Consider the following 13295-nt stretch of genomic DNA (forward strand, 5'->3'; position numbering starts at 1 on the left):
AAATTGATAAGACAAGTAGTATTTTTTACCTTGTGAAGGGGGAATGAACTTTATAATCTAGTGTTGTTGATACTGTAGAAGAATACGTAAGTTAGCAAATGAAAAAGAACATCCCCTGTAAAGGAGATGCCCTTTATCATTCTACATATTAAAGTGGAAGTGCAAAAAATACAAAATGGTATGCCGACATATTCGGGTTATTGGGCGAATCAACTCTTACGTATACAGTAGCTCCTGGGGCAATGACCATATTAGCAAAATTTTGTCTTTCCGCTGTATTTGCTTGATCGAGGTAAATAGGACCAGTGTCACCCCAGCCCTCCTTTTTTATGATAACTGCCGCCCTAGTGGGCCCATTGCCTGGGAACCCTCCAACTAAGGCATTAGCTCGTACATAGTTAGGCGTAGTGTTGGTCCATTTAAACCAATCTTGTTCTGTTCCATTTTGAATAAAAAGATCATAGGTAACTCCCCCTAAGACCCCACCTTCTCCATTCAATATTAAACTTATTGCAGTAGACTCAGTATCCCCAATTCCAACCGATGCTGGAGAAATTTCCATGGATTGTACATTTTCTTCGGCAAATGCGGAAGCCGATGGTATCAATACGACAGCAGAGATAAGAAGAACAGACAGAAACTTTTTAATCTTCACAATTCTTCCGCCTTTCCAACCATTGTTAATCGGCCGATTACAACTTAAATAATACATCTGTCCCTATATTTTTGATATAGTCCATAAGATGTCAAATGATATATATTTTCTGAAGATTATTTTGTTATTATTTGTTATATTGTTGAATTAAATATCACATTATGTCATGTTCCTCTATTCTTGCATATTCAATGTAGGGACAAAGTCTGACAGATGTAGACATAATATAAACGTCTCAAGGAAACAAGCCATTTATAACCAGTACTGCTAGAGTGATAATCTTCTCCATAATGCCAGAACAAAATGCCTGCGGCATCCCCATTGTAGTCGCTTTTTCGACCATATCCGGGCCACACACCTCTGCCGCACCGAATGTAGTCGGTTTTTCGACCATATCCGGCCCACACACCTCCGCCGCTCCGAATGTGATCGGTTTTTCGACCATATCCGGCCCACACACCTCTGCCGCACCGAATGTGGTCGGTTTTTCGACCATATCCGGCTATTCGGTGAAATCAGCGAAGTCATTCCTATTACTGATCCAGAATATAGTCATCCTGCCGATGCTCCAAGACACTTCCCCCAACTTTATGCACAACTTATCCATATCGGACGTAAATCATAATTTCCTAATCAATTAAAAAAGCAGCTTCACCAGGTTTACACCGGGAAGCTGCTAGGTAACGCTTAGTACGCCCACCAGTTGCCTGACATGACAATCATGGAGAACAGCTTGATGCTGTCTTCATAGTAATCCTCTGCCGCGCTGTTCGCCGTATGGCTCCACAGGGAGTTCAGCCAGCTCTGGTTGGCGGAGGAGGTCATTGCGCTTACGCCGAAGGGGGCATAGAATGCGCCGCTGTTATAGCTGCCGAAGGTGGTTCCGTTCAGCTTATAGCCATCCTTGATGTTACCCGGCGTATTGCTTGCTTTGGTCTTGATCCAGCTGTTCAGCTGATTCAGCTGGGATAAGGCCCGGTTATCGCCTGTCAGCAGATAATCGGTGGTGATCCGCCACGGGGTGCGGCAGGAATTATAGTTATAGTTGCCGTCGTTGGCATCCTCCAGGAAATTAGCCGCAGCCGGCTTATAGGTATTGCTGGAGTAGACCACGAAGTCCGGCAGCAGGCCGGTGGTTGAGCTATAGCCGGTGTAGAGGCTGTTGATTAAGGTGTAGGTCTTGTTCGTTACATTCTGCCAGCGGGCATCCCCTGTAGCAGCCTGGAAGGCCTTCAGGTGATTGAGCATGAAGTCTGAAGGGCGGGTAGCCGTATTGTATGAGCCGCTGTTCGCCCAGTCCCCGAGACGGATCGTCCACTGGGTCTGATTAATCTCATTATCCATGATGGCGTTAATCATATTCGTCGCAGCCTGCAGATAGTTGACGGTTCCGCTGCTTCCCCATTGCTTGTGGGCCAGCAGCAGCGAGAAGGCAATATCCATATCTCCGTCGGTTGCGGAGTCTTCCCCTTCGATATTCTGGAAGCTGCTGTTCTGCTTCCAGGACATCAGATAGGGGTTGATGGCGCTTGGATGTGCTGTGTAATAATTGTAGAGTCCGTTGTAGTAGGTCTGTGCGTTACTGTCGTAGCCGGCCATCAGCACGGTGAACAGCATGCCATAGCCATGTGCTTCAGAGACCGTCTCCCCGGCTGAATTATATTTCACATAATATTTGCCTGTTCCGGCAGGCTTAAGATATGCGCCTTTCCAGGCATCCCATTTGGTCTTGACGGCGTTATCCATGACGGTCTGAGTGACATTATTCGGTTTAATGGTTCCGCTTGTATAGGTGGTGTGCTGCGGGAACGGTTTGTTCACAGCGGCGAAGGCAGACCCGGCAGGCAGGATAAATATGGCCAGACATAGAAGCATCAGACTTTTCCAGTGCAGCTTGCGTTTCCCTTGCTTGTTCATCATCCATTCACTCCTTGTGGTTGGGGTGGATACTTAAGAGAACCCATTGTATTCACAAACGGACAGCTGTAGGAAAAGTTCACCTCCTTACTGGATATTTCGGATGCTGCCTGCCGGACAAAAGTTAAAGCGCTTAAACTTTTGTCCCAAAAAAATAATCTTCTTCTACCAAAATTGTAAATCGGAACATATTTAATATATTATTCCAGAGAATCTATGTCAATAAGCATATGGTCCTACGTAAGAAGTGCCCGTTATGATAGCAAATAGAAGCCTGCCCAGCGGCCTTCCTCCATTGATGCAGCAACAGCCCCTTCAGCCGAAAGACAATTCATCCGGTTGAAGGGGCTAAGTCAACATCTCTATTCCTGCACTACAGTCCGGTTACTCCACATCGGTAATCATATGCTCTGCAATCAGCTGCTGCTTGCGGTTCCATAGCTGTTCGCTGAGATTCACGCGGAACACTTCCGGGTTCAGCTTGCGCAAGTACTCCGGCCAGAAGAGGTCGAGCTGCTCCTCATGGTAACGGCGGATCTCCGCCAGCTCCGGCAGGGTATAGACCTGGAACCCATTCACTACAATCGGCTCCAGCATCCGCACCGCGTCGTAGCGTTCCACATGCTTCTTCATATAAGGATGCAGCGGGTTGAACAGCTTCAGCCGTACTCCACTGCGGGGTGCTGGCTCATCGGCGGAGCTGATATAATCTGCCAGCGCCTTGCCGTTCTGGCCGATAATGCGGTAGACTTCCTTTTTGCCGGGAGTGGATACCTTCTCGGGATTCGAAGAGATCTTGATCGTGGGGATCATCTCGCCGCTTGGCGCTTCGATCTCTACCAGCTTATAGACACCGCCCAGTGAAGGCTGATCCGAAGCGGTAATCAGTTGGGTTCCGACCCCCCAGGTGTCGATCGCCGCCCCCTGCGACTTCAGGTTCATGATGGTGTTCTCATCCAGATCATTGGAGGCCACAATCTTCACATACTGCAGCCCGGCTTCATCCAGCATCTCGCGTGCCTTGCGGGACAGATAAGCAAGGTCACCGCTGTCCAGCCGGATGCCATTCATCCGTTTGCCCTGCGCTTCCAGCTTCTTCGCCGTGTTGATCGCATTCGGCACACCGCTGCGCAGGGTATCGAATGTATCCACCAACAGCGTCACGCCGTCCGGCATTACCCGCGCGTAAGCGTCGAACGCCTCCTGCTCGCTCGGGAAGCTCTGCACCCAAGAATGGGCATGGGTGCCCTTCGTAGGGATACCGAACTTTTTGCCGGCCAGCATGTTAGAAGTCGCATGGAAGCCGCCGACATAAGCGGCGCGAGCGCCCCAGACTGCGGCATCCGCTTCCTGCGCGCGGCGCGTTCCGAACTCCAGCAGCGTATCATTCGGGGCCACCTGCTTGATCCGTGACGCCTTGGTAGCAATCAGCGTCTGATAGTTCATGAAGTTCAGGATCGCAGTCTCGACAAGCTGCGCCTCCATAATCGTGCCTTCGACCCGGATCAGCGGTTCATCCTGGAACACCAGGGCCCCTTCCTTCATGGAGTGGAGACTGCCTTGGAAATGGAACTGCAGCAGCTCCTCCAGGAAGGCCGGCGCATAGTTCTCCTCCTGCTCCGACAGGTAGCGGATATCCTCTTCCGTGAACCGCAGCTCGGCGATATACTGGGCGATCCGCTCCAGCCCGGCAAATACAGCGAAGCCGTTGCCGAACGGCAGCTTGCGGAAATAGGCTTCGAACACCGCCCGGCGCTTGTGTGTACCATTCATCCAATGGGCATACATCATATTAATCTGGTATTTGTCTGTATGTAGAGCAAGTTCTCTCCTCAAGTCCTCATCTCCTAGTCATTCCACTGTTGTATTTGGGTTCTGTCTCTGCTGATGTGCTACTTCTCTATAGCGCCCGTGACAACGTTCGCCCCAAGACTGCCGCGGAAGTGTCCAAGCGCCCATACATGACCGTCAGGATTGAAGCTGGCGACGGCATCCTCATGCACCGTAATCCCGAAGCCGTGGTTGTAGGCATCCACTGCCGTATGCAGCACACAGATATCCGTACATACCCCGATCAGATGTACCTCGGTAATGCCCCGTTCACGCAGCTTCAGCGCAAGATCCGTGCCGCAGAAGGCGCTGTAACGCGTTTTGTCCATCCAGTAGATGGCTTCGCGGTTCGCCTCGTAGACAGCCTTCAGGCTGCCGTACAGCTCACGGCCCTCGCTTCCCCGCAGATTATGCGGCGGAAACAGCTTGGTCTCCGGGTGGTACGGGTCATCTGCTTCATGCAGATCTACAGCCATCACCACATAGTCCCCGCTGCGCACGAATTGCTCGGTCAATTCACTGACTCTGGGCGCAATATCGATGCCGGGCTGGCCGACAGGCAGGTTCCCGTCAACGAAATCATTCGTGAAATCAATTACAATCAGTGCTCTCATGGTAGGATAGCCTCCTAAAAGGTTAATGGGCCTGCACTTCCCGGCAGCTTACGTATAAATGGATAATAACGGCTCATGGTCCGTGAACATATAGAGCTGTGCCGGGCGCTGGGAGTATTGATTGGAGCTGAGCGGATTTCCCGCTTCATCGCTCACTTCTTTTAATATACCCTGACGGCTGCGTGTTGACGTAATTTTGCGGATAAAATTCGGTTCTTTGAATTCCGGCACCACCGTCTGGATCACCTGGTACAGCTCGCTCAGCGTGAAATGACGCGGCAGGAACTGCCGGGCAATCGTCGTCTGCAGCATCTGCTGCTGAATCCGCAGGTAGGCATCGGTAATAATATCATGGTGGTCAAAAGCCAGCTCCAGCTCCTCCAGCGCTTCCTGCAGTGTGAACAGGCCAACCTCGCCTGCATCATCCGAGGCCTGCCGCTGCTCCAGCATCCACTCCTCCACCAGAGCAAAGAAAGCATGGCTGATAATCCAGCCGCGCGGATCACGGCCCGGCTGGCTGTAGACGCCGAGATACTCCAGATGTCCGCCGTCCACACCCGTTTCTTCCTTCAGCTCGCGCGTAGCAGCATCATAGATCGATTCATCCTCCTGGCAAAAGCCGCCCGGCAGGGCCCACATGCCCGCACACGGCCATTTTTTGCGCCGGACCAGCATCACCTTCAGCTCGCGCAGCGGCAGCGTCTTCGTGACGGTCTTCCGCTCGCGCTTGGTCAGTGTAAACATGACAATATCCGCCGGAACGCCATCCGGAGTGCGGTACTTCTTGGCGTTATAGGTTTGTTCCGCGTTCTCAGTCACTATAGATCATCCTTTGCCGCAGCTATTGTTTGTTGTTCGTATCTTTTAATGTACCAAACCTGTCCGCCCAAAATCAACCGGAGCAGGCCGCAGATATGTAAAAGGGACGGATTCACATCCGCCCCCGGGTGATTCTGCATTAATCTCCGCAAGTGGAGGGCGGCGCCTCGGTGCCTGCTTCCACATTGATTTTATCCGAGACGGTATCCCTAATCACTGAAATCACCATCTGCAGCAGATAATTGATATCGCTCTGGCTCTGCTGGAACTCGTTCACAACCGGGATGCTGTCGATTTCATCCTGCAGCTCTTCAATCTCACGTTCAATCTTCGCGACCATCGCCTGGTTCTTGAAGCTCTCGAACGCCACGATCTCCTTCTGCTTCTTCTTAATTGTAGCAATAAGTCCCTGCACACGCTCGTGATTCAGAATCTTCTGCTCGGCCTGCTGGAAATGACGGACCTCCTCACTGGTGGAGATGAGTGCAGCCAAGTCCTTCGCCTTGCCCATAATATCCTCCCGGACAATTAAATCGCGGGTATTGTGGGTCTGCATGCCATATTCATTCAGTCGTGCTTCTTCCTGGCTCATTCTTCTCGCCTCATTTCTCTATAATTAGAGGACCGCTGCGGCTTCCGCCTGATAGTCCCCCTGGATGTACCAAGTCTTCGCGCCGGTGATGCTCACCTGCACCAGCGTGCCGATCAGGGAGGACGGGCCTTCGAAATGCACCAGCTTACTGTCACGGGTACGTCCGGCCAGCATCCGGGCATTATTCTTGCTCGCACCTTCCACCAATACCTCCACCCGCCGGCCCAGCATCCGCTCATTCCCCAGACGGCTCTGCTCCTTGATCAGATCATTCAGACGCTGGAGACGCGCGCTCTTAACCTCTGGCGGAACATTATCGTCCATCCCGGCTGCCGGAGTCCCTTCGCGCGGAGAATAAATGAAGGTATACGCCATATCATACCCTACTTCGCGCACCAGGGACAGTGTCTCCTCGAACTGCTCCTCCGTCTCACCGGGGAAGCCGACGATAATATCCGTAGTCAGCACCGCATCCGGCACGCCTGCCTTAATCTTACGGACCAGCTCCAGATAGGCTTCACGGGTATATTTGCGGCTCATCCGCTTCAGCACGGCTGTACTTCCCGACTGCACCGGCAGATGGATATGCTCCACCAGATTGCCGCCTTTGCCCAGCACGTGAATCAGTTTATCGTCAAAATCACGCGGATGCGAGGTCATGAACCGGATACGCGGAATATTAATCCCCCGCATGTCGTCCATCAGGTCGCCGAAGGTATAATCAATGTCCGTAAAATCCTTGCCGTAGGCGTTCACGTTCTGCCCCAGCAGCGTTACTTCCTTGAAGCCCTGGCGGGCCAGCTCCCGCACCTCGGCAATGACATCCTCGGGACGTCTGCTCCGCTCCTTCCCCCGGGTGAACGGCACAATACAATACGTACAGAACTTGTCGCAGCCGTACATAATATTCACCCAGGCGCGCAGACCCTCCCGTTTCTTCGGCAGATTCTCTATGATATCGCCTTCCTTGGACCAGACCTCAATGACCAGCTCGCGGCTGAACACCGCTTCCTTAATCAGCTCCGGCAGGCGGTGGATATTATGTGTGCCAAAAATCAGATCCACGAAGCCGTATCGGCTCATGATCCGGTTGACCACGCCCTCCTCCTGGGACATACAGCCGCAGATCCCCAGGAGCAGGCCGGGCTTCTCCAGCTTCAGTGTTTTGAGATGGCCCAGCTCTCCGAATACCTTATCCTCCGCATTCTCGCGGATCGCACATGTATTAAGTAGTATAATATCAGCTTCGCTGCGGTCTTCAGCCGCCCGGTAGCCGAGCTGCTCCAGCATCCCCTTCATCGTCTCCGTGTCATGCTCATTCATCTGGCAGCCGTAGGTGGTAATATGATAGCTCTTGCCTGCACCGAAATCCGCCATCTCCGGCGGAATGTCGAAATGATACAGCACTTCAATCTCTTCCTTGCCCCGCCGCTTGCCTTCCTTGTAATCGGGCTGGCTATTGATCTGCACGTTCCTGCCTTTGATCCGGTAAGTGGTCTTGCCTTCAGTCTCGCTGACGATCTTGGCATCCGTGAAATCGAAATACTGCCCGTAATCCTTGCTCCCCTTCGCCATGCTAAAGTCACATCCTCTGCTGATGTCCCCATATTTTCCGTGCTTTCTAATGTAAAATTATATCATACCGCTCCCAAGATAATCCATTCTGAACATTTCAGGAGCTAGGGGCTTTACTGTAACGTATACGTTATCGTTTATAGTGATGATAAGGAGGGAGTCGTGACTATGATCCGTATTGGCGATTTAGCGAAGACAGCGAATATCAGCAAAAGAACCTTATACCACTATGAGCATATTGCACTGCTGCAGCCCACAAGGGTCTCTGAGAACGGTTACCGCTTCTACGATAACCAAGCTGTAATCCGGCTTCAAAAAATTCTGTTATTGAAATCGATCGGCTACACCTTAGAGCAAATAAAAGAGCTGTTACAGAATCAGAGCCCTGCGGATGAACATGACCATTGGATAGCATCATTGCATGAGCAGATCGAGCTGATCGAACAAAAAAAAGAAGAGTTAAGCCGCAAGCAGTATTATCTCAGGTCTACTCTTCATACCGTCCGGCTCAAAGGTACAGAGCATCTGCAAGATTTAATGCAGGTCCTTGCGGCTATGAATGACCGTCCTCTAAGCGATGGAATCATTCCAGCCGAATTCAGGGAGGAGCCGTCACTAACTGTTGAGGAGGTTGAGCTGCTTAAGCGTCTCCCTATCCTGGGCGGCGGCAGCAACAAAGCGGAGGAGCTTGTACGCCTTTTAGAGCAAGCCGTATCGTTGATGGCCTCGTCCCCCTATTCTTCAGAAGCTCAAATGCTGGCTGGCCGTTTATATAACATGGCGCTGGACCTTTTTGAAGGTAATGAGACGCTGCTGGATAGATATTGGGAAATGATCCGGCCCGCTGATGGTGCGACTCCTGTCGTGATGGGCATGGATAGCGCAATGATGTCTTTTATAGATGAGATGATCGGATATTATCTTGGGCATAGAGAGGAGAACCGGCATGAATAGAGGGCTACAATCACTGGGCATTCTTAAGAATCTTTGGATGCTGGCTGTACTGGCAGGAGTAGTGATCCTATTGTCAGCCTGTGGAACAGCTACAGATCCAATACCTGAAAAGAAAGCTGAGGAGTCAATAGCAACGGTTGAACCGGAAGCGGACGCTATACTCGTAGAGGTGCTAATTGAAAGTGATAGTGATGCAGCACTTAATCTGGAGGTGGAAGTCAATGCCCGTGACCATCCGCAGAGTGTGTATTTCGATTCTATCCAACTCCCTTACAGAGAGGAATTCGCTGTCCCCAAAGACACGTTCATACCGTTAACCTCTACTAGGGTACAAGCTGAAAAGGATGCCGATGCCACTTGGATAAGCTGCACAATCCTGTATGACGGGGAGGTAGTGGCGACCCACAAATCCCGAGGGGATAGCGCAATGTCTGTATGCGAGAAGAAGTTCCTCCTGGGGCCGGGATAAGGAGTACGATCGGGAAATCCGGTCCTACCGCGCGGCGGCAGGAAGAGAGGGCAAGTCAGTAGTCCGACTATTGCTTCTTGTATAGCATCAGATTTAAAATAACTTCATTGCTTAGAGCTTCAGTATGAGGCACGCAACTCAGGAGTATCTCCAGCGCAAGTGGAAACGCTTTGCCGTCCTTTTAAAGGACGGTACCGTTTCAGCGAGAAATGTGCTGCGCGCTAGCAAATGTATGCTGTTTTTCACATACATTCGGACCATCAGCCTACACGCCAGCAAATGTATGCTGTTTTCCGCATACATTCGGGCCACCAGCCTGCGCGCCAGCAAATGTATGCTGTTTTCCGCATACATTTTGAGCTCCTCATATACTCATGCGGCCTCCGGATCATTCAAAGAGTACTTCTTCCCACGCTATGCCTCTTATCCACAACAGACGGATAATATAAGTTCCTATACGACAAAAAAGCCCGGCCTATGTAAGGTCCCGGACTTATTTATTACAACCAGCTTGCCTCCGGACGTTTTAACCCCCAAGCCTATAGATCAAAATCGATGCGTTGGAGTTGATCTGCGTTCCTCCGGCTAAGGTCTGTAAATTGATTGCAGCGGCACTGGAATGGTTCCTTAAAGTGATTACATCGCCGGGGACTACAGAGATAATAACCATCCCGGGGTTAGGCTGTGTTCCCGCTCCTGAACCATAGACGCTGCCACCTACAGGTGCACCGTTCAGATACAAAGTGAACTGATTCGGTTCCACTGCGGTGATAATGAAGATTACCGCATAATCTCCTGCGTTCTCAACATTAATCTGAGCTGTATTAGGGGTATGCGAGAAGCCGACAAGACTCTCATTGCTGTCAAAAGTAACATCCGCTTCGGTAGCCACGGTCTGAGCCGCCGTATTGAAAATATAAGCATAAGATGACGCCAGTACGCCTGTGACTCCCGTTACACCAGTCACACCTGTTGCACCCGTTACTCCAGTGGCACCCGTTACCCCCGTTACCCCCGTCACACCCGTCACACCCATCGCACCCGTCGCACCCGTTACTCCCGTCACACCCGTTGCACCCGTCACACCTGTGGCTCCCGTTACTCCTGTGGCTCCCGTTACTCCTGTGGCTCCGGTGACTCCTGTTGCCTCTTCTCCCAGCAACTCCTGCGAGACCAGACGGTGTGCTGTCACCAGCTGCCCGCTGGCATTTTGGCCCCATAGGGATACCTGCGCCTCGGAGACTGCTGTTCCTGTCGTGTTGAACACGAATTCAAAAGCATCCAGGTCCGCATAGTAAATTTTGGTAACCACTTGGGAGGGGGCCACACTGATCTCCTCCTGCACATATAAGGTGCGTATGCCGTTCAGGGTATAACCCAAAATAAGAATATCGAAGAATCCGGTTATATTACGGCCGTCTATTTTGAGTGTTACCCTTTGAGTCGGGCGGGTCCCCGTATTGCTTGCAATATTATTCTCAATCGGTCCTGTAGATAAAATGGCCATTTTCCAGCTCCCCTCTCAAGCTAAATCCAGCTATATTAATAGCAGTATTCGAGAGAAAACAGAAGAGTGTTGGCATATTGACATTATTATAAGAAACAGTAACAATCAGTACATCTTCAAAGATTCACCCGCAAAAAAACACCCCATGCAGGCAGCCATGAGCTGATAGACTTGAAGTCTAACCTAATGGCTTGGCACAGGGTGTTACAGATCAAGCTCTATTGATTAATACAATGTCTTGGTAGACTCCGAGGTGAACGGAATAATCTCGTTAATCTTGCCTGCCTGTACCTTGGCAGGCCAAGCCGGATCGCTGATCAAGGCTCTGCCTACCGCCACCAGATCGAACTCTCCCTTATCCAGCCGGAGCAGCAGCCGCTCAAGGTTGTTATCCTCATTCTTCTCCATAACCGCACTGGTGAATGCGCTGTCCAGGCCGACAGAGCCCACTGTAATCGCTGGTTTGCCCGTAATTTTCTTCGTCCAGCCCGCCAGATTCAGCTCAGAGCCTGCAAATTCAGGCTCCCAGAACCGCCGGGTGGAGCAATGGAAGATATCTACCCCGGCATTGCTGAGCGGGGTCAGGAAACGGGCCAGATCCTCCGGCGTCTCCGCCAGCTTAGCGTCATAGGCCCCGCTCTTCCACTGCGAGAAGCGGAGTACGATCGGGAAATCCGGTCCTACCGCACGGCGGCAGGCATCGATCACTTCCACCGCGAAGGTGGTGCGCGCTTCCAGATCGCCGCCGTATTCATCGGTCCGGCGGTTGGTCTTCTCCCAGAAGAACTGGTCGATCAGATAGCCGTGGGCACCGTGCAGCTCAATGCCGTCGAAGCCAATGGCTTTGGCCGCCTTCGCTGCCTTGGCAAAAGCACTGACGATGGCCTGAATCTCGCTCTTAGTCATCGGCTCTGTGACTTGCTCTCCGGCCAGATTCAGCCCGGACGGACCGATCGGCAGCGCCGAAGCATTAGGCCCCTCACCGATCTTGCGGGCCATGCCGACATGCCAGAGCTGAGGCATAATCTTGCCTCCGGCAGCATGCACCTCATGCACGACCTGCGCCCATCCCGCAAGGGAGGCTTCGCCATGGAAGTTCGGGATATCCTGATGGCTGACTGCCGCCGGATGATCAATGGCCGTGCCTTCGGTAATGATCAGACCCACCCCGCCTTCCGCGCGGCGGCGGTAATACGCCGCCACTTCAGGGCCAGGTACGCCCTCAGGAGAATGCACCCGGGTCATCGGCGCCATCACCACACGGTTACTGAGGGACAAGCCTCCGTATTCAAAAGGTTCAAACAATGCAGCAGCATTCATAATTCACTAGCCTCCATTTCATACGATGATTACTTACTTGATGATTACTTTAAGTAAGCATAGTATGACGGTTCCCGGCGGCAAATGCAAATGACTGCCAGTTCAAGAGATTTGAAAAGTCTTATAAGTCCAGCACTCCGGCTTTTGGAGTCACCCGGAAGGCTGCAGCCAGATCTGCCAGCTGCTGATCGGTGATCTTCTGCCGAATCTCTCTTCCGCCGATCAGGTTATAGACAATCGCAGCCTTTTCAATCGTTTCAACCAGTCCGAAGGTGGCATCCATCGTCGCACCAGTAACAAATATCCCATGCTGCGGCCAGATGACCACGCGGTATTCCTTCATCCGGTCAGCGGTGGCCCGGCCGATCTCGCTGCTCCCCGGCACCATCCAGGGAATGACGCTGACGCCATCCGGGAAGACCACCAGACATTCTGTGCACATCTCCCACAGCGTCTTGGTGAATTTCAGCTCATCCAGATCATGGGTGAAGGTCATGGCAATTACATTTGTTGCATGGGTATGCAGCACAATCCGGTGCGCCGGATCTACCTTCAGCCGTTCGATATGGCTCATGAAGTGGGAAGCCAGCTCACTGGTCGGAACAGCGCCATTACGCAATCCCCATAACACCTCCACACTCTCGCCGCTGCTGCTGACACGCAGCACACCCAGATTGGCCTCCGGGTCCTTGATCACATTACGGAAATACTTGCCTGATCCGGTAACGATGAAGTATTTGCCCGCCAGCTCGGCTACAGGGAAGGTAAGGCTGATCGTGCGCAGCGGCTCGCGGATATTGATATACTTGGCTACCTCTTCTTCATCCAGGAGGTAACTGACGTTGCCCCCGTTCAGCTCATCCCAGCCCAGCGACCACATGTGATGGGTAATTTCGGACATTTCCTCGATAAAAGGCGCGGTGACGCCGGATATATACCCTTTGGATTCAATTACGGAAGTACTCATATGCTCTCTCCTTCTATATGCACCCTAAGCGTGCGGGTACTTGTTATTTATTATTTCAGCAGTCATTGTGATTTCA

13 protein-coding genes are annotated in these 13295 nt (G+C 51.8%); 2 read left to right on the forward strand and 11 right to left on the reverse strand.

What is annotated here, in order from left to right:
• Positions 1–148: 148 nt before the first annotated feature.
• The 8 genes from NST26_RS17870 to miaB all read right to left on the reverse strand — a co-directional run bounded on the left by NST26_RS17870 (position 149) and on the right by miaB (position 8002).
• Positions 149–655, reverse strand: a complete 507-nt coding sequence (locus tag NST26_RS17870) for a hypothetical protein (protein ID WP_339310051.1) — start codon at positions 653–655, stop codon at positions 149–151.
• A 235-nt stretch (positions 656–890) separates the two neighbouring features.
• A complete protein-coding gene (locus tag NST26_RS17875) occupies positions 891–1100 on the reverse strand; it encodes a hypothetical protein (RefSeq protein WP_340979553.1) in 210 nt (69 codons plus the stop codon).
• Between the two features lie 242 nt (positions 1101–1342).
• Positions 1343–2575, reverse strand: a complete 1233-nt coding sequence (locus tag NST26_RS17880; protein ID WP_235191857.1) for a glycosyl hydrolase family 8 — start codon at positions 2573–2575, stop codon at positions 1343–1345.
• Between the two features lie 381 nt (positions 2576–2956).
• Positions 2957–4408 (reverse strand): nicotinate phosphoribosyltransferase, encoded by a 1452-nt coding sequence (locus NST26_RS17885; protein WP_036724857.1) that lies wholly within the window; start codon positions 4406–4408, stop codon positions 2957–2959.
• Between the two features lie 56 nt (positions 4409–4464).
• Entirely contained in the window at positions 4465–5016 is a 552-nt protein-coding gene (locus NST26_RS17890; protein ID WP_209878497.1) for a cysteine hydrolase family protein, read from the reverse strand.
• 48 nt (positions 5017–5064) lie between these two features.
• Entirely contained in the window at positions 5065–5835 is a 771-nt protein-coding gene (locus NST26_RS17895; protein WP_036699096.1) for an NUDIX domain-containing protein, read from the reverse strand.
• Between the two features lie 139 nt (positions 5836–5974).
• The gene (locus NST26_RS17900) at positions 5975–6427 is read right to left on the reverse strand and encodes a RicAFT regulatory complex protein RicA family protein (RefSeq protein WP_076086829.1); all 453 of its coding nucleotides are present in this window, start codon (positions 6425–6427) and stop codon (positions 5975–5977) included.
• Between the two features lie 24 nt (positions 6428–6451).
• A complete protein-coding gene (gene miaB, locus NST26_RS17905) occupies positions 6452–8002 on the reverse strand; it encodes a tRNA (N6-isopentenyl adenosine(37)-C2)-methylthiotransferase MiaB (protein WP_339310055.1) in 1551 nt (516 codons plus the stop codon).
• Between the two features lie 168 nt (positions 8003–8170).
• Between miaB and NST26_RS17910 the strand changes: the two genes are divergently transcribed.
• Together NST26_RS17910 and NST26_RS17915 are read left to right on the forward strand one after the other, a co-directional pair.
• A complete protein-coding gene (locus NST26_RS17910) occupies positions 8171–8956 on the forward strand; it encodes a MerR family transcriptional regulator (protein WP_340958038.1) in 786 nt (261 codons plus the stop codon).
• Positions 8949–9425, forward strand: coding sequence for a hypothetical protein (locus NST26_RS17915; protein WP_340952260.1), 477 nt, complete (start codon positions 8949–8951; stop codon positions 9423–9425). The genes NST26_RS17910 and NST26_RS17915 overlap by 8 nt, the downstream gene beginning before the upstream one ends.
• Positions 9426–9951: 526 nt before the next feature.
• Here NST26_RS17915 and NST26_RS17920 read toward each other — a convergent pair.
• The 3 genes from NST26_RS17920 to rhaD form a co-directional block, all read right to left on the reverse strand.
• The gene (locus NST26_RS17920) at positions 9952–10932 is read right to left on the reverse strand and encodes a BclA C-terminal domain-containing protein (RefSeq protein WP_340952257.1); all 981 of its coding nucleotides are present in this window, start codon (positions 10930–10932) and stop codon (positions 9952–9954) included.
• A 225-nt stretch (positions 10933–11157) separates the two neighbouring features.
• Positions 11158–12252, reverse strand: coding sequence for an NADH:flavin oxidoreductase (locus NST26_RS17925; RefSeq protein WP_340952254.1), 1095 nt, complete (start codon positions 12250–12252; stop codon positions 11158–11160).
• A 121-nt stretch (positions 12253–12373) separates the two neighbouring features.
• Positions 12374–13219, reverse strand: a complete 846-nt coding sequence (rhaD, locus tag NST26_RS17930; protein ID WP_339248978.1) for a rhamnulose-1-phosphate aldolase — start codon at positions 13217–13219, stop codon at positions 12374–12376.
• Positions 13220–13295: the final 76 nt, after the last annotated feature.

Source organism: Paenibacillus sp. FSL R7-0128 (assembly GCF_038002245.1).
GTDB lineage: Bacteria > Bacillota > Bacilli > Paenibacillales > Paenibacillaceae > Paenibacillus_AQ > Paenibacillus_AQ silagei.

What these genes read in the sequence shown, in the direction of transcription:
- NST26_RS17875 (WP_340979553.1), bottom strand. Translation starts at nt 1,100, where the DNA reads ATGGTCGAAAAACCGATCACATTCGGAGCGGCGGAGGTGTGTGGGCCG.
- NST26_RS17880 (WP_235191857.1), bottom strand. Translation starts at nt 2,575, where the DNA reads ATGATGAACAAGCAAGGGAAACGCAAGCTGCACTGGAAAAGTCTGATG.
- NST26_RS17890 (WP_209878497.1), bottom strand. Translation starts at nt 5,016, where the DNA reads ATGAGAGCACTGATTGTAATTGATTTCACGAATGATTTCGTTGACGGG.
- NST26_RS17900 (WP_076086829.1), bottom strand. Translation starts at nt 6,427, where the DNA reads ATGAGCCAGGAAGAAGCACGACTGAATGAATATGGCATGCAGACCCAC.
- miaB (WP_339310055.1), bottom strand. Translation starts at nt 8,002, where the DNA reads ATGGCGAAGGGGAGCAAGGATTACGGGCAGTATTTCGATTTCACGGAT.
- NST26_RS17910 (WP_340958038.1), top strand. Translation starts at nt 8,171, where the DNA reads ATGATCCGTATTGGCGATTTAGCGAAGACAGCGAATATCAGCAAAAGA.
- NST26_RS17915 (WP_340952260.1), top strand. Translation starts at nt 8,949, where the DNA reads ATGAATAGAGGGCTACAATCACTGGGCATTCTTAAGAATCTTTGGATG.
- NST26_RS17920 (WP_340952257.1), bottom strand. Translation starts at nt 10,932, where the DNA reads ATGGCCATTTTATCTACAGGACCGATTGAGAATAATATTGCAAGCAAT.
- NST26_RS17925 (WP_340952254.1), bottom strand. Translation starts at nt 12,252, where the DNA reads ATGAATGCTGCTGCATTGTTTGAACCTTTTGAATACGGAGGCTTGTCC.
- rhaD (WP_339248978.1), bottom strand. Translation starts at nt 13,219, where the DNA reads ATGAGTACTTCCGTAATTGAATCCAAAGGGTATATATCCGGCGTCACC.